We start from the raw sequence: 22,747 nt of genomic DNA on the forward strand, positions 1-22,747 counted from the left end.
TGCAGGTCGATCTCACCGGAGGAACAGGACGCGTTGAGAGGAGAACCACAATGACCATTCTGAAGAGCATGACTCGCCGCGCCCTGATGGGGATCGCCGGCGCTGCAATGATGACGTCGATGATGCCGGCCGCGTCCTTCGCACAGGACGTGACCATTCCGATCATCGTCAAGGACACCACGTCCTTCTACTGGCAGATCGTGCTCGCCGGCGCCCGCCAGGCCGGCAAGGACCTCGGCGTGAACGTGCCGGAACTCGGTGCTCAGTCCGAGTCTGACATCAATGGCCAGATCAGCATTCTCGAGAACGCAGTTGCCGGCGCACCTGCCGCCGTCGTGATCTCGCCGACCGAGTTCAAGGCGCTCGGCAAGCCAATCGACGAAGCAGCCAAGGCGGTTCCGATCATCGGCATCGACTCCGGCGCCGACTCCAAGGCCTTCACCTCGTTCCTCACCACAGACAACGTCCAGGGTGGCCGTATCGCAGCTGATGGCCTTGCAGCCGCCATCAAGGCAGCGACCGGCAAGGAAGAAGGCGAAGTCGCCATCATCACCAGCCTGCCGGGCGTCGGTTCGCTCGACCAGCGCCGCGAAGGCTTCCTCGACCAGATGAAGACCAAGTATCCGGGCATCAAGGTGACCGTCGACCGCTTTGCCGATGGCCAGGCCACGACCGGCCTCAACATGATGACCGACCTGATCACCGCCAACCCGAACATTGTTGGCGTCTTCGCCTCGAACCTGATCATGGCGCAGGGCGTCGGCCAGGCGATCGCTGAAAATAAGCTCGGCGACAAGATCAAGGTCATCGGCTTCGACTCGGATGAAAAGACCGTCGGCTTCCTCAAGGAAGGCGTACTTGCCGGTCTCGTCGTCCAGGATCCGTACCGCATGGGCTACGACGGCGTGAAGACAGCACTCGCCGTATCCAAGGGCGAGAAGGTCGAGACCTTCGTGGACACCGGTGCAAACCTCGTGACCCAGGCCAACATGGCCGACCCCAAGATCGATGCCCTTCTGAACCCGAAGGTCAACTGATCGAGACTTCGGCACGCGCGGCACAGGTCGCGCGTGCCGAACCGGAAACGGCGGACGCGGGAGGCGTCGGCCGGTTTCGCTGCTTTACGGGAGGAATGACATGACTTCGCTGCACGATGTGAGCCACCGGCACGACGACGCGCCGGAACTGCTAGAGACCGATCGCATCCCGCCGGGAACGCCGATCCTCGAGCTCATCGGCCTGCAGAAGAAGTATGGTGCCGTCGAGGCTTTGAAGCCCGCGACCGTGACATTCCTCGCCGGTGAAATCCACGCCATCGTCGGCGAAAACGGTGCCGGAAAATCCACACTCATCAAGCTTCTGACCGGCGTCATTCCGCGCACATCGGGCGAGATCCGCTGGTGCGGCAAGCCGGTCGCGCTCGCCACGCCGAACGAAGCGATCCAGCGCGGCATCAATGCCGTGCACCAGGAAGTCGTTCTCTGCCCGCATCTCTCGGTCGCCGCCAACATGTTCCTCGGCGACGAGATGTCATCGGGCGGCATCATGCGCCAGCGCGCCATGACGCAGGCTGCGCAAAACGTCCTCGACGACCTCGGCTTCAATTTGCCGGCCGGCGAAATCCTCGCCAATCTTACGATCGGCCAGCAGCAGCTGATCGCCACCGCCAAAGCCGCGATGCGCGGTATCCGTTTTATAATCTTCGACGAACCGACGGCCTATCTGACGCGCCAGGAATCCGCCCAACTCTTCCGCCTCATCCGCCGCCTGCAGTCCGAAGGCGTAACCATCGTCTATATCAGCCACCGCATGGAAGAGGTCTTCGAACTCGCGGACCGCGTCTCGGTTCTGCGCGACGGCACCCATGTCGGCACCCGCCTGATCGGCGAGACCAACGACGCCGAACTCATCTCGCTGATGATCAACCGCTCGATCGAGCAGATCTACCACAAGGAAAAGCTGCCGATCGGTGCCACCATCCTTGAGGCGAAGGGCCTTTCCGGCCCAGGTTTCTCGGATGTCTCGCTTTCGGTCCGCTCGGGCGAAATCGTAGGCCTCTACGGCCTGATCGGTGCTGGCCGCAGCGAATTTGCGCTCGGCCTCTATGGCCGTCACAAACTGACGGCAGGCGAAGTCTTCTGGGACGACAAGAAGGTCGTCATCGATACTGAACGCAAGGCCATGGACCTCGGTATCGCGCTCGCCCCTGAAAGCCGGCGCGACCAGGGCCTCTGCCTCAACCTGCCGATCGGCCTCAACATCAACCTGCCGGTCTTCGGACGCCTGAGCCGGGGCCTCACCATCAGCCCAAAACTGGAAGCTGGCAACGCCGACAAGCAGATCAACGATCTGAAGATCAAGACGCCGACTCGTGCCGTGCTGGCCTCCGCCATGTCCGGCGGGAACCAGCAGAAGATCGTCATCGGCAAGTGGCTGAGCCACGGCGCGCGCCTCTTCATCTTCGACGAACCGACCGTCGGCGTCGACGTCGGAACGAAGGCCGAGATCTACAGGCTCTTCGCGGAACTCCTGAAGCAGGGTGCCGGCATCATCCTGATCTCGTCCTACCTGCCGGAGGTCTATGAGCTGTCGGACCGCCTGCATGTCTTCCGTCAGGGAAAACTGGTGGCGAGCCATGACTATCGAACCGCATCGCATGAAGACGTGCTGACCGAGGCGATCGGCGTCTGAGACGAGATCCCCGCAAACAACGACATGAAAAGACGACTGGGAGGACAAAGATGAGCACCGACACCACCGAGACCAAGGTCGCACCGAAGAGGGGCATGAGCATCCTCTTCAGCCTCACGCTGCTCGGCCTCTTGCTCTTCCTCTGGCTGCTCCTTGGCTTTGCCACCAACAGCTTCTGGACACCCAACAACATCAGCAACCTGCTGCGTCAGGGTGCGATGACGGCGATCCTCGCCGTCGGCCAGACCTTCGTCATCATTACCGCCGGCATCGATCTGTCGGTCGGCGCTGTGGTCGGGTTTGCCAGCGTCATTCTGGCATGGCTCCTGGCGGCGGGCCTGCCTGTCTGGCTTGCGATCATCCTCACGCTGCTGATGGGTGTTGCCATCGGCATGTTCCACGCTTTCGGCATCGTGCGCATGGGGCTTCCGGCCTTTATCATCACGCTCGCAACGCTGACTTCGCTCCGCGGCATCGGCCTCTTGATCACCAATGGTTCGACCATCTCGATCTCCAACGAGGCCTTCACCAACTTCGCCCGTGCAGACTTCCTCGGTGTGCCCAGTCTCTTCTGGATGGTCATCGTCGTCGCCGTGCCGGCCTATATCTTCCTGCACTTGAGCCGCTGGGGTCGCTATCTCTTCGCGGTCGGCTCCAACAGTGAGGCGGCGCGTCTCTCCGGCGTTAACGTCAACCGCACGATCTACATGGCCTATATCCTGTCCTCGACCTGTGCTGCCTTCGTCGGCATCCTGCTTGCGTCGCGCATCGGGATCGGCAACGCCACCCAGGCAGAAGGCTGGGAACTGCAGGCAATCGCCTCCTCGGTCATCGGCGGCACAAGCCTGTTCGGCGCCGTTGGTTCCGTCCAGGGCCCGCTGCTCGGCGCCTTCATTCTGGCGACGATCAACAACGGTGCCAACCTGATGAACGTCAACTCCTTCTGGCAGCGCATCATCACCGGTGCCCTGATCATCCTGATCGTCTATTTCGACCAGCTTCGCCGCCGCGGCAGCCGCTGAGAATTTCCCAAGGTGGGGGTGCCGCGAATGGCATCCCCTTTTTTTTCGTCAAACCTTGCCGGGCAGCCGAAAGGAATAAGCATGAAGGCCGCATTGTGTGTCGAACCGGGCCGTCTCGAGATCGTCGATCGCGATCCGGCACCGCGTCCAGAAAAGGGCGAAGCCCGCATCGCGATCAGCCATGTCGGCATCTGCGGGACGGATTATCATATCTTCGAAGGCAAGCACCCCTTCCTCGAATATCCGCGCGTCATGGGCCACGAGATCTCGGCAACCATCGTCGAGGCGGGTGACGGCGTCGACTTGGGTGCCGGCACGAAGGTGATCGTCAATCCCTATATCGCCTGCGGCACATGCATCGCCTGCCGCAAGGACAAGCCAAACTGCTGCACGAATATTCGCGTGCTCGGTGTCCATACGGATGGGGCAATGTGCGAGGAGATCACGGTCCCTGCCATCAACCTTTATCCCGCTAACGACCTATCCCCGGAAGCCGCGGCCACCGTCGAATTTCTGGCCATCGGCGCCCATGCCGTCCGTCGCTCCATGGCGCCCGCGGGATCCAGAGCACTGGTCATCGGGGCAGGCCCGATCGGGCTTGGCACAGCGATCTTTGCGCGCATTGCCGGACATGACGTGACCCTGCTCGACACCAGCAGCGAGCGCCTGTCCATGGCTGCGGATCGCCTCGGCTTCACATCAGGTCTTCTGGCCGACGACACCCTAGAGTCTGCGGTCGGGGAATTGACCGGAGGAGACGGCTTCGACGTGGTCTTCGACGCCACCGGCTATCGCCCCTCGATGGAGCGCGCCTTCCGCTTCGTTGCCCATGGTGGAAGCCTGGTGCTGGTCAGCGTGGTCAAGGAGGACATCACCTTCTCCGACCCCGAATTCCACAAGCGCGAGATGATGCTGATCGGCAGCCGCAACGCGACCCGCGTCGATTTCGATCATGTCCGCAAATCGATCGCCGATGGCCTCGTCCCGATCGACCAGCTGATCACGCATCGGACGACCCTGGCAGATCTCGCGACGGATCTACCGCGCTGGGCACGCGAAAAATCCGGCCTGATCAAGGCCCTTATCCAGATCGGCTGATAGCCGAGACGAAAACAGGCCCGCAGCTTATCTGCGGGCCATTTGCGTTTCGTGTGCGTGATGTCAGGGCTTCTGCAGGAAGGCGGCGATCGCGTCGACTTCGCCTTGCGAAACCTCGTGCCCCCCCTGATGCAGGAAGGTCTCGACCTGGGCGCCTTGCGCCTCGAAATAGGCCGTCAGCCGTTCGGTAAGCGGTAGCGGGCAGATCGGATCCCGCTGGCCGGCAGTCACGAGCACCGCAACATCCGAAAGCCCCGGCTGTGCCGGCGGATCGAACGGGATCAGCGGATGCATCAGGATCACGCGGTCGAAGAGGTCGGGGGCTTCGAACAGAACGGAAGCAAGGATATTCGCACCATTCGAGTAACCGAGCCCGTAGATCGGGCGATCCGGGTTCTTCTCCTTGTGCGCGCGGATGAAACCCGCCATCTTCCCCGTTCTCTCTGCGAGATCGGCCATGTCATAGACACCTTCGCCTGTGCGCTTGAAGAAGCGCGCAGCGCCGTATTCCGAGACGTCACCGCGTGGCGAGACGATCCCGGCCTCGGGCAGGATCCGGTTCACGAGCCCCGGAAACTGATGTTCGTCGCCGCCGGTGCCGTGGAATGTGAAGACTAGCGGTGCGCCACCCTGCGGTGCCTGGTAGAGGTGGATGTAGCTATCGATTGCCATATTGGTTCCTCCGCAACAGGGACGACGCCGTCAGGCATCGCCCCCTCTCTGCGATTAGTCCTTGATCGGGGTCAGATGGGCTTCGATCTGCGAGCGATACTGCTGGTAGCGGGTCGGCAGCTTCAGCGCCTCGCCGAGATGAGCCGTATCTTCGTCACGGTTGAAGCCTGGCTCGTTCGTGGCGATTTCGAACAGCACACCACCCGGCGTGCGGAAATAGATCGCCCAGAAGTAGTCACGGTCGATGACCGGCGTCACCTGGTAACCCGTGTCGAGCAGCGCCTTGCGAACTTCGAGCTGGGCCGCACGGTCTTCCACGGCAAAGGCGACGTGGTGGACCGAACCTGCACCCTGCTGGGCATGCGATGCACCCGGCAGAACTTCGAGATCGATATAGTCGGCACCATTGCCGCCGGTGACCGCGTAGCGAACGAAGTCACCCTGTTTGTCGACGGGCTGGTAGCCCATGAACTTCAGGAGTTCGCCGGTCGCACCTTCGTCGCGCAGCCGCATGGTCACACCGCGGAAACCGTGAACCCCTTCCGAAAGCCCAACCGGACCACCGGCGAAGGGCACGCGGCTGTCGCCATCGACTTCGGCCAGCGCAAAGCCGTCACCATCAGGGCCAGCAAAACGCAGACGGTCTTCACCGAAGAGCGAATAGGAGCCGAGTTCCTTTACGCCTTGTTTCGACAGGCGTTCCTGCCAGAAACCGAGTGCACCCTTCGGCACAGAGAAGACGGTCTCGGAGACTTCACCGGCACCACGACCACCCTTGCCCATATTGGCAAACGGGAAATAGGTCATGACCGATCCGGCATTGCCGACTTCGTCCCCGTAATAGAGGTGGTAGACGTCGGGCGCGTCGAAGTTGACGGTCTTCTTGACCCGGCGAAGGCCGAGGGTCTTCGTGAAGAAATCGTTGTTTTCCTGGGCATCCGCTGCCATCGAGGTAACGTGATGCAGGCCTTTGATCTGGGTAAGCATGGCTCTGATCCTTTCCCGGCAATCGCGCCGGCTTTGTTCTGTTGAACGGAATATGGGCCATCGCTTTTCGATTGAGAATAGCTGTAATATTGCGGATATTATTTCACTTGGAGCAACAATCCGATGGGCGAACTCGAAGCCATCAGGACCTTTCTGACGGTCGCTGACCAAAGCAGCTTCAGCGCAGCGGCGCGCCTGCTCGCCATGACGCCGGCTTCGGTCACGCGTACGGTCTCAGCCCTCGAAGAACAGCTTGGTGTGCAGCTCCTGTTGCGCACAACGCGGAAAGTCTCATTGACTTCGGCCGGTGCCGCATATGCGGCCCGCGTCGCGCCGCTGGTCGAAGGTCTTGCTCGGGCGACGGAGGAAACCCGGGACCTGCAGAAGGTGACGGCAGGGTCGCTCCGGGTTTCGGCACCCATGTCGCTCGGAATGAAAGTACTGCCCACGGTGCTGTCGCAGTTTTCGATCATGCACCCACGCACCAGCGTCGCGATCGAACTGTCCGACCGCTTCGTCGACATCCTCCAGGAGAATTACGACCTCGCGATCCGCATCTCGGGTCCACCGACAGACAAGTCGACGATCTGGCGCAAGATCCGTCCGGTGTCGCGCCTGCTGGTCGCCTCGCCATCCTTCCTGGCCCGCCATGGCACACCCAAGGTGCCCGAGGATCTTACGACACTCGAATGCCTCAGCTATCACGATCAGTCGAAGACCGAGACCTGGGAGCTGAGCCGACCGGGACAAGTCAGGACCGTCGAAGCGCGTGGCCGGTTCTCGATCAACAACGGTGATTTTCTCTGCAAGCTTGCGATCGCAGGAGAAGGCATCGCCCTCCTCCCCCGCTTCATCGTTGACGAGGAATTGCGCGCGGGCAAGCTCGTCGAAGTGCTGCCGGGCTGGAACACGCCCGAGATCTGGCTGACGCTCTACTACCCGCCCTATGAGCAGCTACCGCTTCGAGTGGCAACCTTCTCGGATTTCTTCGAGGCCTTCATCAAGGAAAGCTGGGACGCTTAGACGCGTCCTGCCCCGCTTCAGCGGTCGCGCCCGAGAAACTCGCCGATCTCTTGGGCGATCTTGTCGGTTGCGATCGGCACATCGACCTTCTTCACCCGTTCGAACAGGGGCTCGGGAATGGCGGCCTTGCGCGCCTCTGCCAGTCCCTCGAAGAAGCGCGGCGAAAACTCCGGATGCGGCTGGTAGGAAAGCCCCCAGTCGCCGTAGCGAATGACGGCGTTCTCGCAAGCATCCGTCTTGCCGACGACCTCAGCCCCCTCAGGCACGCGGATCACCTGGTCCTGATGCCAGGCAAGCAGGACCTGCTCCTCACCCGTATCGGAACGCTTGTAGGTCACGGGGCCTGCAGACCAGCCACCCTTGAACTTCTCGACCTCGCCACCGAGCGCTTTCGCCATCACCTGATGGCCGAAGCAGATGCCGACCATCGGAACCTTGGCCGCATGCACCTGTCGGATGAAATCTTCGAGCTGGCGGATCCACGGGTGATCCTCGTAGACGCCGAACTTGGAACCCGTGAGCAGCCAGCCATCGACGTCTGTCGGGCTGTCCGGAAACTCGCCGTCCACAACGAAATAGCGTTTGAAGGTGAAATCGAATTTGCCGAGCAGAGCGGCAAACATGTCGGCGTAGTTGCCATACTGGTTCGCGAGTTCGGCAGGCGAATGGCCGGTGACGAGGATGCCGATTGTCTTTGCGGTCATGTGAGTTTCCTGGAACGTCGCGAATGAAGGCCTTCAGGCCTTGCACTCCGTCTGACTATACCAAATGTTAGTTTGATCAAATTTCAAGAGGGTAAATGTCCGAACCCCGAATGTCAGGCAACGGACATCGATAACAAACAGGGAGAACGCGGTCGAACCATGGCGATCGAGGAACGCAAGGCGGAGGAATCACGCAAGCAGCGCGTCTACCGGACGCTGCGTGCCCGTATCATGTCGGGCGCAGTCGCCCCTGGTCTGGCGATCACTATCAATGGCGTCGCCGATGACCTCGGGGTAAGCGCCATGCCCGTGCGCGAGGCTCTGCATCGCCTGGTCGCGGATGGTGCGCTCGAATATCTCGACAATCGCCGCGTCCGCGTGCCGGAAATGACCCTCTTAAAATTCGAGGAGATCATCGCCGCCCGCACCGCCCTCGAAACGCTCGCGGCCATGCGGGCGCTGCCCCATATCGACATGGCAAGGCTGAAGCGGCTGCAGGTGATCGATGCGGAGATTGACCAGGCCTATGGCACCGATGATCTGCTCCGCTCGACGGAGCTCAACTTCCTGTTCCACCGCACCTTGTATGAGCCGGGGGCGAGCGGCGTTCTGCTCGAACTGATCGAGTCCGTCTGGCTGCGCCTCGGTCCCTTCATGCGTCTGGCGACTGCAAAGCTCGAAGAAAGTTATCGCATCGACCGCCACGCCGAAGCGATGGACGCGATCCGGGCCAATGACATGCAAGCCCTCGCAAAGGCGATCGAAGCAGATATCCAGGACGGTGTCGGTCATCTCGGCCGGCATTTCCTGCGTGAGGAAGCATCATCTGTACCGAGAGCGACCAGCTAAGCAGCAGAAACTGATGCTAAGGCCCGCTTTCACAGCGCATGCCGCAACGGGAGGGAGCCAAATCGCGCGCGCCGCTGCATCCCAAGGCTGCAATTTGACTGCAGAATGTCGACCCGATCGGCGCCATACCGGCCGCGGCGCCATTCGCCGCCTCCACCACCCGACACCTTTGACCAACCGGGAGATGTGACAGCACAGGCTCAGGCAAGCCTTGGCGAATAAAACGGCATCATGCTGGGTGGTCTAACGAACTGCCGGGCGAGACCTTGTGCCGGAACGCGCTGAAAATGTTGAGACGCATAGCCTCGATCAGATGGATGCAAGCCGGTGAAACACTTTTGAGCGCATTCGTTTGAAAACAAGAGGCCGATAGACATGACGTCGCCCATTTCCCTGCTCAGCCCCGCCCAGATCCGGGCACTGCCCAATTCGACCGTGAGCTCCTGGTCCGACGAGGAGGTGAGCCAGCTTTCGAGCACGCAGGTCAACGCGCTGACGTCGTCGCAGATTTCCGCCCTCCAGACTGAGGCTGTAGCAGGGCTGTCGACCGCGCAGTTGAAGGCCATTGCCCCGCGCTCGATCACCGGTCTTACCCTTGACCAGATCACCGCCCTCTCGACGGAAGATGTTTCAAGCCTGGCGGTGGCGCAGGTTGCGGCACTCTCGGCAAGCCAGCTAGGCGGACTGAGCACCGAACAGTCCGAGGCCCTGACGCCTGCGCAAGTGGCAAAACTGACCGCGACCCAGCTCAGCGCCTTCAGCGCCGAGGATCTGGCGACCTTCTCGGCCGAAGACATGGCCGCCATCAACACGGCCGCCCTGAGGGGACAATCGCCGGAAAGACTGGCGGGTCTCACCACCACCCAGATTGCGGCACTCAAGACGACACAGATCTCGGCTCTGACGCCGGCGCAGATCGCGGCACTGACACCTGAGCAGGTTGCAGCTTTCTCCAACAGCCAGATTACAGCGCTCAGCCCCACGCAGGTCGGGGCAATGACGACGGAACAGCTCGGCGCCCTCTCGACGACACAGTTTTCCGCTATCAGCGCCCGTGGCGTGACGGGGCTGACAACGACCCAGATCGCAGCGCTCGGCAACGAAAAGATCGGAGCCCTCACCAATGCGCAAATGACGGCTCTGACCTCGAAGCAACTAGGCGCGCTCTCTGTCGAGCAAGTTGCCGGCCTTTCGAACGGCCAGATTGCGGCCATCAATCCCCGCGCCATTTCCGGCCTGACCGCGGATCATATCGCCGGCATGTCTCCGTCCCAGACATCGGCGATGACGGGGGCCCAGATTGCGGCGCTCACCCGCACACAGATGTCGGCCTTCACTGAAGACCAGCTGGCCGCCCTCACCACCACACAGATCAGAGCGCTGGGCCCAACCCAGATTGCCGCCCTGCCGACATCCGCGATTGAGGGCTTCACCACCACGCAGATTGCAGCACTGCCGTCGAAGGCCGTGGCCGGCTTGAGTGCCGGCCAACTCGCGGCGATGAGCACCGATCAGCTGAAGAGCCTCACCACGGCACAGATCGCCGCGATGAATGCCAGCCAGATCGGCAGCCTGTCGACGGCCCAGATCGGAGCCCTGTCTCCAACCCAGCTTGGCGCGATCAGCGTGTCAGCCGTGACGGGGCTGACAACGGATCAGATCTCCTCTCTGAGCGTCACCCAGGTCGCATCCATGACGACCTCGCAGATTTCGGCGCTGAAGGCGACCCAGGCGGCTGCGTTCACACCGGACCAGATCGCAGGCTTCACACCGACACAGGTGCGCGGGCTGACCGGTGTGCAGATCGCAGCCATGCCGGAAGATGCGATTGCCAGCTTCTCTGAGGAACAGATCGCAGCGCTCAGCGCACGCGCCATCACCGGCCTGACTGTCGACCAGATCGGGTCGCTCACTGCAGATCAGCTCGACGCCCTCTCCACCACCCAGATTGGTGCGCTCTCAGCAGCCCAGGTAGCAGCCTTGCCGGCTGAATCCGTCGCGGCAATGAGCCCAGTGAAAATCGCCGCCATCAGTGCCAAGGCGATCACCGGCCTGACGCCGGAACGCATCGCAACCCTGGCGCCCGATCAGGTAGCAGCGCTGACGGCGACCCAGATCCGGGCTCTGAAGGCCGAGCAGGTCGCGGGCCTCACCGCATTCCAGACCGAAGCGATGAGCAACGGCCAGATTGCAGCTTTGAGTGCCGCTCAGCTGTCCGCCCTATCGGTGCCGGCGGTAAAGGCATGGTCGCCCTCGCAGGTCGGCGCCATCGCGGCCGCCTCGATCACGGGGCTGACCACGGATCAGATTGCCGCCCTCGAGGACAACCAGATCGATGGACTGAACTCTGCACAGATCTCGAAGATGAGCGGCGCCCAGATCGGATCCTTGTCCGAAGTGCAGCTGTCAGCCCTCACACCAGCCGAGATTGCCGCGATTTCAACAAGCGCCATCTCCTCGATCTCAGCCGACAAGATCGACAGCCTGAGCCTCGAACAGATTGCGAAGCTGACCTCCGCGCAGATCGCGGCGATGAAAAACGAGCAGGTCGTTGCCTTCACGCCGACCCAACTTGCATCGCTGAGCGCCAGCCAGTTGCAGGCCGTGACCGCAGCCCAGATCGCGTCCCTGTCGCCGAGCAACATCGCATCGCTGTCGCGTGAACAGATCGCCGGCCTGTCCGCTCGGACGATTGCAGCCTTGAGCACCGATCAGATCGCGGCAATGTCGTCCGATCAGGTCGAGGCGATGACGGCAACCCAGGTTGCGGGCCTGACCGCAGCGCAGCTCGGCGCCATGCGCGCGGCAGATATCCTGGCGTTCCAGCCGGCAGAGATGGCAGCCATCACGACGAGCGCCTTGAGCGGGATCGATGCTGAAACCATCGCTGCCATGAACCTCGATCAGATTGCAGCCCTCACGCCGGCCCAGCTCGGTGCATTGAGTGCTGACCAGACGGCAGCCTTGACCCCGACCCAGGTCGATGCGCTGAGCGCAAAGCAGGTTGCCGGCTTTGGTGCGACCCAGGCTGCAGCCCTGACGACGGCATCGCTCGGCGTGATGTCTCAGGAGCAGATCGCGGCCTTGAGCACGACGGCCATCGCCGCACTGTCCACGACACAGATCACGGCTCTGTCGTCCAATCAGATCGAATCCCTGACCACCGCGCAGATGGGTGCCCTGACGGCAACGCAGGTCGCGGCGCTGACGCCGACCCAGCTTTCCAACCTCCCGGCGACGAAGCTTGCCGCGATCAGCGCTGCCGGGATCGCCGGCATGACGACACAGCAGATCGCGGTGCTGGGCGCCGACCAGATCACCGCACTGACTGCCGCCCAGATCACGGCCTTGACGCCAAGCCAGGTCGGTGCGCTCACGCCCCAGCAGGTAACCCTTCTCTCGACCACACAGATCGGCGCACTCAGCGCAAGCCAGATGGCCCTGCTCAGCAATGACAGCCTCGCCACGCTGACCAGCGATAAGATCGCAGCGCTGAACGTCAAGACGATCCCGGGCCTGACGGCGACCCAGATCGCCTCCATGTCGACGACGCAGATCGACAGCCTGAGCCAGACCCAGATCGCAGCTTTGACCTCGACACAGATCGGCGCACTCTCCTCGGCGCAGCTTGCAACGCTGTCGAACACCGAGCTGGCATCCATCTCGCCGGCAGCGATCACGGGCCTGTCGGCCGCCAACATCGCGGGCCTCAGCCAGGAACAGATCGGCGTTCTGACAGCAGCCCAGGTCGGTGCTTTGACCTTCGACCAGTTGAACGCGCTGAAACCTGATCAGCTCGGCGTCATGACGGCAACCCAGATCGGCGCGCTAACCGCGACCCAGATCGCCTCGCTCTCGGCCGGGACCATTTCCGCCCTGTCGACAACGCAGATTGCAGCCATCGCCCCCAAAGCCATTCCGGGCCTGAGCACTGCGCAGATAGCGACCCTGACGTCCAGCCAGGTCGATGCGATGACATCGGCGCAGTTTGGCGCCCTGAGCGGAACACAGTTGGCAGCCTTCAGTTCGACGGCTCTAGAAACGCTGACGGCGACGGACATCGCAGCACTGTCCCCGACGGCAGTGAGCGGCTTGTCGCCCGCGATCTTCGCCACATTGCAGCCCGAACAGATCTCCGCCCTGACGACGGGCCAGGTCGCCGGCCTGACCTATCACCAACTGAGGGCGATGACCCAGGATCAGGTCGGTGCGCTGACATCCGCGCAGATCGGTTCGATGAACGCCATCCAGCTCGCAACACTCGGGACCGATAGGGTCGCCTGGTTGTCGACATCGCAGGTTGCCGCCATGGACGCCAAGGCGATCAGCGGCCTGACGGTCGCACAGGTGAGCGCGCTGACGGCCGGACAAGCCGAGGCACTGACACCGACACAGGTCGCAGGGCTGAATTCCGCGCAGTTGTCGGCCCTTGGCGCCAACAACTTCCGGACCTTCTCCGCCGATGACATTGCTGCAATCAGCGAGCAGGCCCTGCCAGGGCTGACAGTGGGTCAGATCTCCAACATGACCACCGCACAGCTCCAGGCGATCAGCGCGACCCAGTCGAACAATCTGAGCCCTGAACAGATTGCCGCGGTTCTCGCCGCCTATGCGGCGACCTGAACCTTAACGCCGAAAATCGGGCGTCCGGCTTCCTGAGTAGTCAGGCACCGGACGTCGTACCGGCCTCAATTGCGGATCGTGAACTGCACCCGGTCGGCGGCGAAACGCGTAATCGCATATTGAATTGGCCGCCCCTCGGGATCGGTATTGACGGCCCGGGTGACAAGCACGATCGCGCCGGGCGTCAGTTCGAGATGCGCGACGTCGTCCGGCTCCGCATGAACTGCCGAGATCTCCGTGACCTCCCGCAGGTAGTCATCCACGCCGCACATCGAGAGAGCCCGGGTTATGGAACCCGTCTCCGAGAAAGCCTTGTCGATCCCTGCAAAACGCTCGGCAGGAAACCACATCGTCGATCGAGAGACCGCACGTCCATCTGCCTTCCTGATCCCATCCAGCCTCAAGACATGCGCGCCCTGCGCCAATCGCAGCCGCTCGACCAATTCCGGCGTCGCAACCTCTTGCGCTGACGATAGCAGGATGCCCTTCAGATCGCGCGCCTGTTCGCCGATTCCTTCCGTAAAGCGTGTACGCCGGCCAATCGGAAAATCGAATTTGTCGCGCCGGGTAATCACGGTGCCGCGACCCTGCGCTGCCCGGACGATCCCCTCTTGCTGAAGGGCCGCGAGGGCTGCACGCACCGTGTGGCGATTGACCCCGAACTCCTCGGCAAGCGCAGTTTCCGCCGGGACCATGCCCGTCCTGTCATAGAGACCTGAGAGGATATTGGCGCGGATCCGATCCGAAATCTGGCGCCACAGGGCTACACCCTTCTGTCTCTGTATCACCGGAAACGGTCCTCCTGTCACAAGCTTGTCACGACCTCGGGTTACTCATAAAGTAACTTGTATGGTTGTCTATATTACTAGACATTTCGAGGACTGACAATGGACAGAGCCAACGAAATTGAAACCGGCGCGCAGAGCGATCGAAAGCGGATCGTCGATCTGCTGGCCAGAGCAACGCTGACCGAGCTGGAAACAGCCCTTTCATCACTCGACCCCGCGCCCGTCTTTAACCCACTGCGCGGTCCGGAAACGGGCCTCGTGATGGTCAAGGGTCGCATCGGCGGCGGTGGCGCACCCTTCAATCTCGGCGAAGCGACGGTGAGCCGCGCAAGCGTCAGGCTCTCTGACGGACGGATCGGCCATGGCTATCGCCTCGGCACGGACCGGAGGGCGGCAAGTCTCTCGGCCGTGCTCGACGCTGTAGCGCAGGACGAAGCGGTACGGGCAGCGCTCGAAACACGGCTCTTCGCACCCATCGAAGCACGCCTTCTGGCGGATGCGGAAAAGCTGGAAGCCGAAACGGCGGCCACGAAGGTCGACTTTTTCACCATGGTCCGCGGAGAAGACTGATGATTGGACACACCGAAAGTCTGGACGGCGGCTTCCCGGATGCCGTGACACATGCACAGACGGTTTTCCGGGCAGTCATGGATGCCATGGCGCAGCCAGGCACCCTAGGTGTCGTGGAGGTACCAGTAGCTCCGCCCGCGCCGCTCGGCATTGCAGCCGGCGCGCTCCTGCTGACGCTCTGCGATCACGATACACCGGTCTGGATGACGACTGCCCTGTCGAAATCCGCCCTGCCCGGCTGGATCGGCTTCCATACAGGCGCCGCTCTGACGAACACCAAGGCCGATGCCAAATTCGCCTTCGTCGAGGCCGACGCACCGTTCCCGTCGCTGGCACAATTTGCGCTGGGAACCCAGGAATACCCTGATCGTTCGACGACGCTGGTCATCGAGGTCGCGTCGCTCGAGGGCGGCAAGCCACTGCAACTGACAGGTCCCGGTATCCGCGACACCGCAACGATCGCCCCGAGGCGCTTGCCTGAGACCTTCTTGCGCCAATGGGCCGACAATCGCGCCCTCTTCCCGCGCGGTGTCGACGTGGTCCTCACCGCAGGTCGCCGCTTCATCGCGCTGCCGCGCACGACCATGATCCGCGAGATGGAGGTCTGAGCCATGTATGTTGCCGTCAAGGGTGGCGAGAAAGCCATCGCCAACGCCCACAAGCTGCTTGCCGACCGCCGCCGTGGTGACAGGTGGCTGCCGTCGGTGACGATCGACCAGATCGTCGCCCAACTCGGTCTCGCCGTCGACCGCGTCATGGCAGAAGCCTCGCTCTACGACTGTGCGCTGGCAGCACTTGCTCTCAAGCAGTCGCGCGGCGACATGATCGAGGCGATCTTCCTGCTCCGCGCCTACCGCACGACGCTTCCGCGCTTCGGCACGTCTCGACCAATCGAAACAGGCAAGATGCGCGTCGAGCGCCGCGTCTCGGCCACCTACAAGGATCTGCCGGGCGGGCAGCTGCTCGGGCCGACCTTCGACTACACCCACCGCCTTCTCGACCCCTCGCTTCTCGAAGAAAACATGGTGGAGACAGGCGACCAGCGCGAAGAAGGTCTGGAGCATGTCATGCGGGTCTCCGACATTCTCGATGGCGAAGGCCTGATCGAGCCGGATGGCGAGATGCCCGAGGATCACATCGCCGGCGACATCACCCGCGAGCCGATGGAATTTCCGATGCCCCGCGACCTGCGTCTCCAGGCGCTCGCCCGCGGCGACGAAGGTTTCCTGCTCGCGCTCGGCTATTCGACCCAGCGCGGCTATGGCCGCACCCACCCCTTTGTCGGCGAAATCCGCATGGGTCTGGTCGAGGTGGAATTCGACGTACCGGAACTCGGCTTTGCGGCTTCACTCGGCGAGATCCGCGTCACCGAATGCCAAATGGTCAATCAGTTCAAGGGCTCGGCCAAGGCACCGCCGCAGTTCACTCGCGGCTACGGCCTTGTCTTTGGCCAGGGCGAACGCAAGGCCATGTCCATGTCGCTGGTCGACCGGGCGCTGCGCACGGAGGAATTCGGCGAGGATGTCGTCGCCCCCGCCCAGGACGAGGAATTCGTCATTTCCCATTGCGACAACGTCCAGGCGACCGGCTTCGTCGAGCACCTGAAGCTGCCGCATTACGTCGACTTCCAGGCCGAACTCGACCTCGTCCGCCGTATGCGGGTCAAGCACGAGGCCACCCGAACCGAACAGACTGACCTGAAGGAGGCCGCAGAATGACCGCGCCGGCAACCGAACTCGCCACATACAATTTCGCCTATCTGGACGAACAGACCAAGCGGATGATCCGCCGCGCGATCCTGAAGGCGATCGCCATTCCCGGCTATCAGGTGCCCTTCGCTTCGCGCGAGATGCCGATGCCCTATGGCTGGGGCACCGGCGGCGTCCAGGTGACGGCCTCGATCATCGGCCGCGACGACACGCTGAAGGTCATCGACCAGGGCGCCGACGACACGACCAATGCCGTCTCCATCCGCGCCTTCTTCCAGAAGGTCGCCGAGGTCGCGGTCACCACGAAGACGAGCGAAGCAACGATCATCCAGACGCGCCACCGCATCCCGGAGGAGAAGCTCAGGGAAGGTCAGGTGCTGGTCTACCAGGTGCCGATCCCCGAACCCTTGCGCTTTCTGGAGCCACGCGAGACCGAGACCCGGAAGATGCATGCGCTGGAAGAATACGGCCTCATGCATGTGAAGCTATACGAGGACATCGCCAAGCACGGCCGCATTGCCACCACCTATGCCTATCCGGTGAAGGTCGAAGGCCGCTACGTGATGGACCCCTCGCCGACGCCGAAATTCGACAATCCGAAGATGCACATGTCGGAAGCCCTGCAGCTTTTCGGCGCCGGTCGCGAGAAGCGCATCTATGCGGTCCCGCCCTATACCGACGTCGTCAGTCTCGACTTCGAGGATCACCCCTTCGAGATCCAGACCTTCGACAAGCCCTGTGCGCTCTGCGGCGCCCACAATGTCTATCTCGACGAGGTCGTGCTCGACGACAAGGGTGGTCGGATGTTCGTTTGCTCGGATACCGACCACTGCGAGACACGCCAGGCCGAAGGCCATGTCGGCGAGATGCTCTTCCAGAAAAAGGAGGCCGCAGAATGAGCGACCAGCCACTTCTCAAGGTCCGCAATCTCTCGAAGTTTTACGGCAAGCGCATCGGCTGCAAGGAGGTCTCCTTCGACCTCTGGCCCGGCGAAGTGCTCGCCATCGTCGGCGAAAGCGGCTCGGGCAAGACGACGCTTCTGAACTGCCTCTCGACCCGGCTGATGCCGACGACCGGCAGCGTCGACTACCACATGCGCGATGGCCAGTACCGCGAGCTCTACCACATGGGAGAGGCCGAGCGTCGCTTCCTGATGCGAACCGACTGGGGCTTCGTACACCAGAATCCGGCTGATGGCCTGCGCATGACGGTCTCTGCCGGCGCCAATGTCGGCGAACGCCTCATGGCCGTCGGCGATCGCCACTATGGCCGTATACGCCAGACGGCCAGCGAATGGCTGGAGCGCGTCGAAATATCGACCGATCGTATCGACGACCAGCCGCGCGCCTTCTCCGGCGGCATGCGCCAGCGCCTGCAGATCGCCCGCAATCTCGTCACCGGCCCCCGCCTGGTCTTCATGGACGAGCCGACCGGCGGCCTTGATGTCTCTGTCCAGGCACGCCTGCTCGATCTCGTCCGCGGCCTCGTCAACGACCTCGGCCTGTCCGCCATTGTCGTCACCCACGATCTGGCGGTGGCCCGCCTCCTCTCGCATCGCATGATGGTGATGAAGGACGGCCACGTGATCGAGCAAGGCTTGACCGACCGCGTGCTCGACGACCCGCGCGAACCCTACACCCAGCTGCTCGTATCCTCGATCCTGCAGGTCTGACGGAGAAACCTATGGCCACGCCCCTCATCGTCTCCGAAGTCTCGAAGAGCTTCACCATGCATCTGCGCGGCGGGCTCGTTCTGCCGGTCGTTTCCAACGTCTCCTTCTCTATCGCGTCAGGGGAATGCGTTGTGCTCGGCGGCCCTTCCGGCATCGGCAAGAGCTCGGTGCTGAAGATGCTCTACGGCAACTATGCCGTCGACCACGGCCAGATCCTCGTCAATCACGCCGGCCGGATCGTCGATATCGCCAGCGCCGACCCGCGCACCGTGCTTGAGGTCCGGCGCGGTACGCTGGGCTATGTCAGCCAGTTCCTGCGCACCGTGCCGCGCGTGTCGACGCTCGACGTCGTGGCCGAACCGCTGGTCGCACGCGGGGTCGCCTCGGACCAGGCACGTGAACGCGCGAGCGAACTATTGAGCCGGCTAAACTTGCCGCGTGATCTCTGGCAGTTGCCGCCGTCCACTTTCTCCGGCGGCGAGCAGCAGCGCGTGAACATCGCCCGCGGCTTCATCACCGATCATGCCGTCCTGCTTCTCGATGAACCCACGGCCTCGCTCGATGCGGCCAACCGCGCCGTGGTCGTCTCGATGATTCGCGCTAAGAAGGAAGCCGGCGTCGCCCTGCTCGGCATCTTCCACGACGAGGAAGTGCGCGAAGCCGTCGCCGACCGCATCCTCGACGTCATGCAGTTTTCGCCGCGAAAGACCGCAGCATGACCAAGAAGCTCGGGATCGCCCCCCTTGTCCACGAGACCGCCCGGGTCGTGAATTCGACGCTCGGTCGCTACACGGAAGTCGCTGATCGTTGCCGTCTGGAAGAGGTGGAGATGGGCGACTATTCCTACATTATGCAGGACGGCTCGATCTGGTGCGCGACGGTCGGCAAATTTGCCAACATCGCAGCAAGCGTGCGGATCAACGCCACCAACCATCCGACCTGGCGCCCGACGCTGCATCACTTCACCTATCGTGCGGCGGACTATTTCGATGGCGCCGAGAACGACCACGACTTCTTTGCCTGGCGTCGGGAAAACCGGGTCGTGATTGGCCATGACGTCTGGATCGGCCATGGCGCAACCGTACTGCCGGGAGTGACCGTTGGCGACGGTGCGGTGATCGGCGCAGGGGCCGTCGTCTCCCGCGATGTGGCTCCGTACACCATCGTCGGCGGCGTTCCGGCAAAGCTGATCCGTGAGCGATTTCCCGGATCAGTTGCCGAGCGCATGCAGGCGCTCGCCTGGTGGGACTGGGACCACGATCGCCTGTTCGCAGCACTGGATGATTTCCGTCACATGGACGCCCCAGAATTCATCGCAAAACACGCCTAAATCCAGCCTTTTCAGACGCTTGCGAAGTTTAACAAATCCGACATAAAACTGACATTAGCGTTTCACGGGCCCACGCTAATGCATCTCCAGCACCGCAATTAATGACGGCGAAGGAACGACGATGCGCTTCAGGCTGGACAACCTCACCCGCCAGTTCGGAACCAACAAGGCCGTTGATTCCGTGACCCTCGAGATCCCCGCCGGCCAGATGGTTGGTGTGATCGGCCGTTCGGGCGCCGGCAAGTCAACACTGCTGCGCATGATCAACCGCCTGGTCGACCCCACATCCGGCAGCATCCGCTTCGGCGATCTCGAGATCTCCGGCCTGCATGGCGCAGCACTCCGCAACTGGCAGCGCGACTGCGCGATGATTTTCCAGCAGTTCAACCTCGTGCCGCGCCTGGATGTCCTGACAAACGTGATGCTTGGCCGTCTGAACCATCGTTCCACGGCGCTTTCCGTGTTGAACATCTTCTCCCGCGAAGAGCGCCTGATGGCGATCGCAGCTCTGGAGCGTCTGGGGATCGAGCAGACGGCACTGCAGGCAGCCGGCACGCTTTCGGGGGGCCAGCAGCAGCGCGTGGCAATCGCCCGCGCCCTCATGCAATCGCCGAAGATGATCCTGGCCGACGAACCGATCGCCTCGCTCGACCCGCTCAACGCCAAGATCGTGATGGACGCCCTGCGCGACATCAACGAGCGCGAAGGCATCACCGTCATCACCAATCTGCACACGCTGGATACGGCCCGCAATTACTGCGAGCGCATCATCGGCATGGCGCGTGGCCGCGTCGTCTTCGACGGAACCCCGTCTGACCTTACGGCCGAGGCTGTCCACGAAATCTACGGTGCCGACCAGCATGGCGCCGGCATCGACGAGACCATGACCTCGACGAGCATCACCTTTGCGCACCAGGACAACGAGCAGCGCAAGACCTCATCCGCCGGCCTCCGCCCCCTCGCAGTTGCCGAGGCCTGAGCCACGACGATCGCAGGCCCTGCGACAAGGGCAAGAAGTCAAGACACACCCTCATCCTACCAAACAGGAGATGAACTCATGTTGAAGAAGACCCTGCTCGCTACGGCAGCACTCGTCGCTCTGGCTTCCGGCGTCCACGCCGAAGACCTCAAGGAATTCCGCATCGGCATCCTCGGCGGCGAAAACGAAGCCGACCGCCTGCGCAACTTCCAGTGCATGACCGAAAAGCTTCCGTCGGTTCTCGGCGTTGAAAAGGTCTCGCTCTTCCCGGCCGCCGACTATGACGGCGTTGTCCAGGGCCTGCTCGGCGGCACGCTCGATTACGCCGAACTCGGCGCATCCGCTTTCGCCAAGGTCTACCTCGCCAAGGCTGACGCCGTTGAGCCGATCCTGACCACGGTCCAGACCGATGGTTCCAGCGGCTATTACTCGATCATGGTTGCCCGCAAGGACTCGGGCATCGCCAAGATCGAAGACATCAAGGGCAAGAAGCTCGGTTATGCCGATCCGGACTCCACCTCCGGCTACCTCGTGCCCCTCGTCACCCTGCCGGAAGCTCTCGGCGCCCCGGTTGACCAGGTTGTCGCCTCCACCGGCTTCGGCGGCGGTCACGAGAACCTCGTTCTCGAAGTCGTCAAGGGCACCTTCGACGTCGGCACCACCTGGGGTTCTGGCGTCGGCGAGTTCAAGGACGGCTACACCTCCGGCAACCTGCGCAAGATGGTCGACAAGGGCATCTTGAACATGGATGACCTCGTCGAAGTCTGGAAGTCCCCGCTGATCCCGAACGGTCCGGTCGTCGTCCGCACCTCGATGGCCGAGGACATGAAGATGAAGTTCAAGCAGTTCATGATGGACCTGCCGAAGTCCGACCCGGCCTGCTTCTCCGCTGTTCAGGGCGGCGACTTCGCTGGCTTCACCGAAGTCAACGTCGACTTCTACAAGCCGATCATCGACGCCCGCAAGGCAACCATCGGCGGCTGATTGCCAACGAGTTAAAGAGACCGCCGGTCGGGAAACCGCCGGCGGTCTTTCCTTGAAGTCTTTTCCAGAGGAATTGCGGTGATGGCCATGACGGCGACACAGCCCATCTTGAGCGAACGCGGCGCAGCCGTCGAGCGCCACTGGCAGGAACTCGCGGCCAAGCGGCGCATGTATACGGGCCTTGGCGCGGTCATCCTGATCATGGCGGTGACCGGTTCGCTCTGGTTCGCCAACGAAACCAATTCCGGCAAGTTCTTCGACCGTCTTCCGTACCTCTTCGATTTTATCGGCGATCTGGCGCCCCGCGACGGTTGGGAGATCTGGCGTGCCATGTTCGACCTGCCCTCGCCCTATGACGACGGCAGCCTCAAATACAATTATCCCGAGGGACGGCTCTACATCACCGAGAGCCTCTACATCCCCGAATATTTTCACAAGATGCTTGAGACGGTGAACATCGCTTTGCTGTCCACAGTGATTGCCATGATCTTCGGCTATGGCCTCGCCTTTCTCGCCGCAAAGAACACCATGGCGAGCAACTGGGTCCGCTGGCCGGTGCGCCGTTTTATGGAAATCCTGCGTGCCTTTCCCGAAGTCGTCATCGCCGGCTTTTTCCTGGCCATCCTGTCGCTCGGCCCCATCCCCGCGATCATTGCGGTCACGGTCCACACCATCGGCGCACTCGGCAAGATGTTCTTCGAAGTCATCGAGAACGCCGACATGCGACCGGATGAGGGCCTGCGAGCCGTCGGCGCCAACTGGTTCGAGCGCGTCTGGTTTGCCATCACGCCCCAGGTCATGCCGAACTTCATGAGCTATTTCCTGCTGCGTCTCGAAATCAACGTGCGCGCCTCGACCATCATCGGTGCCGTCGGCGGCGGCGGGATCGGCGAAGCGCTCCGTCTTTCGATCGGCCAGGGCCACGAAGCCAAGACGCTTGCCATCGTGCTTCTCCTTCTGTCGACCGTCATTGCCGTCGACCAGTTCTCAGCCTGGCTGCGCCAAAAGCTCGTCGGCGATCAGGCCTTCCAGTCGGTCACGTGAGG

General features: G+C 62.4%; 21 protein-coding genes. 17 read left to right on the forward strand and 4 right to left on the reverse strand.

What is annotated here, in order from left to right:
- The first annotated feature begins 50 nt into the window (after positions 1-50).
- The 4 genes from C0V73_RS16410 (at position 51) to C0V73_RS16425 (ending at position 4,811) form a co-directional block, all read left to right on the forward strand.
- The gene (locus C0V73_RS16410) at positions 51-1,037 is read left to right on the forward strand and encodes an ABC transporter substrate-binding protein (RefSeq protein WP_102021066.1); all 987 of its coding nucleotides are present in this window, start codon (positions 51-53) and stop codon (positions 1,035-1,037) included.
- Positions 1,038-1,137: 100 nt separating this feature from the next.
- On the forward strand, positions 1,138-2,691 hold the full coding sequence (locus C0V73_RS16415) for a sugar ABC transporter ATP-binding protein (protein WP_102021067.1): 1,554 nt from the start codon (positions 1,138-1,140) through the stop codon (positions 2,689-2,691).
- Positions 2,692-2,741: 50 nt separating this feature from the next.
- Complete coding sequence (locus C0V73_RS16420) at positions 2,742-3,713, forward strand: ABC transporter permease (protein WP_102021068.1); 972 nt, start codon at positions 2,742-2,744, stop codon at positions 3,711-3,713.
- Positions 3,714-3,794: 81 nt separating this feature from the next.
- Positions 3,795-4,811: a zinc-binding alcohol dehydrogenase family protein gene (locus C0V73_RS16425; protein WP_102021069.1), complete on the forward strand. Its 1,017-nt coding sequence runs from the start codon at positions 3,795-3,797 to the stop codon at positions 4,809-4,811.
- A gap of 63 nt (positions 4,812-4,874) precedes the next feature.
- Here C0V73_RS16425 and C0V73_RS16430 read toward each other — a convergent pair whose 3' ends face one another.
- Positions 4,875-5,483: an alpha/beta hydrolase gene (locus C0V73_RS16430; RefSeq protein ID WP_102021070.1), complete on the reverse strand. Its 609-nt coding sequence runs from the start codon at positions 5,481-5,483 to the stop codon at positions 4,875-4,877.
- Positions 5,484-5,537: 54 nt separating this feature from the next.
- Entirely contained in the window at positions 5,538-6,470 is a 933-nt protein-coding gene (locus C0V73_RS16435) for a ring-cleaving dioxygenase (protein WP_102021071.1), read from the reverse strand.
- A 123-nt stretch (positions 6,471-6,593) separates the two neighbouring features.
- Between C0V73_RS16435 and C0V73_RS16440 the strand changes: the two genes are divergently transcribed.
- Positions 6,594-7,493, forward strand: coding sequence for a LysR family transcriptional regulator (locus C0V73_RS16440; protein ID WP_102021072.1), 900 nt, complete (start codon positions 6,594-6,596; stop codon positions 7,491-7,493).
- A 17-nt stretch (positions 7,494-7,510) separates the two neighbouring features.
- On the opposite strand, the gene C0V73_RS16445 is transcribed toward C0V73_RS16440, so the two are convergent.
- Complete coding sequence (locus C0V73_RS16445) at positions 7,511-8,197, reverse strand: type 1 glutamine amidotransferase (RefSeq protein WP_102021073.1); 687 nt, start codon at positions 8,195-8,197, stop codon at positions 7,511-7,513.
- Positions 8,198-8,356: 159 nt separating this feature from the next.
- Here C0V73_RS16445 and C0V73_RS16450 point away from each other — a divergent pair, with 159 nt between their 5' ends.
- Positions 8,357-9,046 (forward strand): GntR family transcriptional regulator, encoded by a 690-nt coding sequence (locus tag C0V73_RS16450; RefSeq protein WP_102021074.1) that lies wholly within the window; start codon positions 8,357-8,359, stop codon positions 9,044-9,046.
- A gap of 375 nt (positions 9,047-9,421) precedes the next feature.
- Complete coding sequence (locus tag C0V73_RS16455) at positions 9,422-13,669, forward strand: hypothetical protein (protein ID WP_102021075.1); 4,248 nt, start codon at positions 9,422-9,424, stop codon at positions 13,667-13,669.
- A gap of 65 nt (positions 13,670-13,734) precedes the next feature.
- Here the strand turns inward: C0V73_RS16455 and phnF are convergent, their stop codons facing one another.
- Complete coding sequence (phnF, locus tag C0V73_RS16460; RefSeq protein ID WP_102021271.1) at positions 13,735-14,454, reverse strand: phosphonate metabolism transcriptional regulator PhnF; 720 nt, start codon at positions 14,452-14,454, stop codon at positions 13,735-13,737.
- Between the two features lie 102 nt (positions 14,455-14,556).
- On the opposite strand from phnF, the gene phnG reads away from it, so the two are divergent.
- The 10 genes from phnG to phnE all read left to right on the forward strand — a co-directional run bounded on the left by phnG (position 14,557) and on the right by phnE (position 22,745).
- Positions 14,557-15,027, forward strand: a complete 471-nt coding sequence (gene phnG / locus C0V73_RS16465; protein ID WP_102021076.1) for a phosphonate C-P lyase system protein PhnG — start codon at positions 14,557-14,559, stop codon at positions 15,025-15,027.
- Complete coding sequence (phnH, locus tag C0V73_RS16470; RefSeq protein WP_102021077.1) at positions 15,027-15,635, forward strand: phosphonate C-P lyase system protein PhnH; 609 nt, start codon at positions 15,027-15,029, stop codon at positions 15,633-15,635. The genes phnG and phnH overlap by 1 nt, the downstream gene beginning before the upstream one ends.
- Before the next feature lie 3 nt (positions 15,636-15,638).
- A complete protein-coding gene (locus tag C0V73_RS16475; RefSeq protein ID WP_102021078.1) occupies positions 15,639-16,745 on the forward strand; it encodes a carbon-phosphorus lyase complex subunit PhnI in 1,107 nt (368 codons plus the stop codon).
- Entirely contained in the window at positions 16,742-17,635 is an 894-nt protein-coding gene (locus C0V73_RS16480) for an alpha-D-ribose 1-methylphosphonate 5-phosphate C-P-lyase PhnJ (RefSeq protein WP_102021079.1), read from the forward strand. Before C0V73_RS16475 ends, C0V73_RS16480 begins: the two co-directional genes overlap by 4 nt.
- The gene (phnK, locus tag C0V73_RS16485) at positions 17,632-18,408 is read left to right on the forward strand and encodes a phosphonate C-P lyase system protein PhnK (RefSeq protein ID WP_102021080.1); all 777 of its coding nucleotides are present in this window, start codon (positions 17,632-17,634) and stop codon (positions 18,406-18,408) included. The genes C0V73_RS16480 and phnK overlap by 4 nt, the downstream gene beginning before the upstream one ends.
- 11 nt (positions 18,409-18,419) lie before the next feature.
- Positions 18,420-19,127, forward strand: coding sequence for a phosphonate C-P lyase system protein PhnL (phnL, locus tag C0V73_RS16490; RefSeq protein WP_102021081.1), 708 nt, complete (start codon positions 18,420-18,422; stop codon positions 19,125-19,127).
- Positions 19,124-19,738 (forward strand): DapH/DapD/GlmU-related protein, encoded by a 615-nt coding sequence (locus tag C0V73_RS16495; RefSeq protein WP_102021082.1) that lies wholly within the window; start codon positions 19,124-19,126, stop codon positions 19,736-19,738. Before phnL ends, C0V73_RS16495 begins: the two co-directional genes overlap by 4 nt.
- Before the next feature lie 121 nt (positions 19,739-19,859).
- A complete protein-coding gene (gene phnC, locus C0V73_RS16500; RefSeq protein ID WP_102021083.1) occupies positions 19,860-20,717 on the forward strand; it encodes a phosphonate ABC transporter ATP-binding protein in 858 nt (285 codons plus the stop codon).
- A 78-nt stretch (positions 20,718-20,795) separates the two neighbouring features.
- Positions 20,796-21,701: a phosphonate ABC transporter substrate-binding protein gene (gene phnD, locus C0V73_RS16505; RefSeq protein ID WP_102021084.1), complete on the forward strand. Its 906-nt coding sequence runs from the start codon at positions 20,796-20,798 to the stop codon at positions 21,699-21,701.
- A gap of 81 nt (positions 21,702-21,782) precedes the next feature.
- The gene (gene phnE / locus C0V73_RS16510; protein ID WP_102021085.1) at positions 21,783-22,745 is read left to right on the forward strand and encodes a phosphonate ABC transporter, permease protein PhnE; all 963 of its coding nucleotides are present in this window, start codon (positions 21,783-21,785) and stop codon (positions 22,743-22,745) included.
- Positions 22,746-22,747: the final 2 nt, after the last annotated feature.

Origin of the sequence: Rhizobium sp. TH135 (genome assembly GCF_002855515.1) — a bacterium.
GTDB lineage: Bacteria > Pseudomonadota > Alphaproteobacteria > Rhizobiales > Rhizobiaceae > Allorhizobium.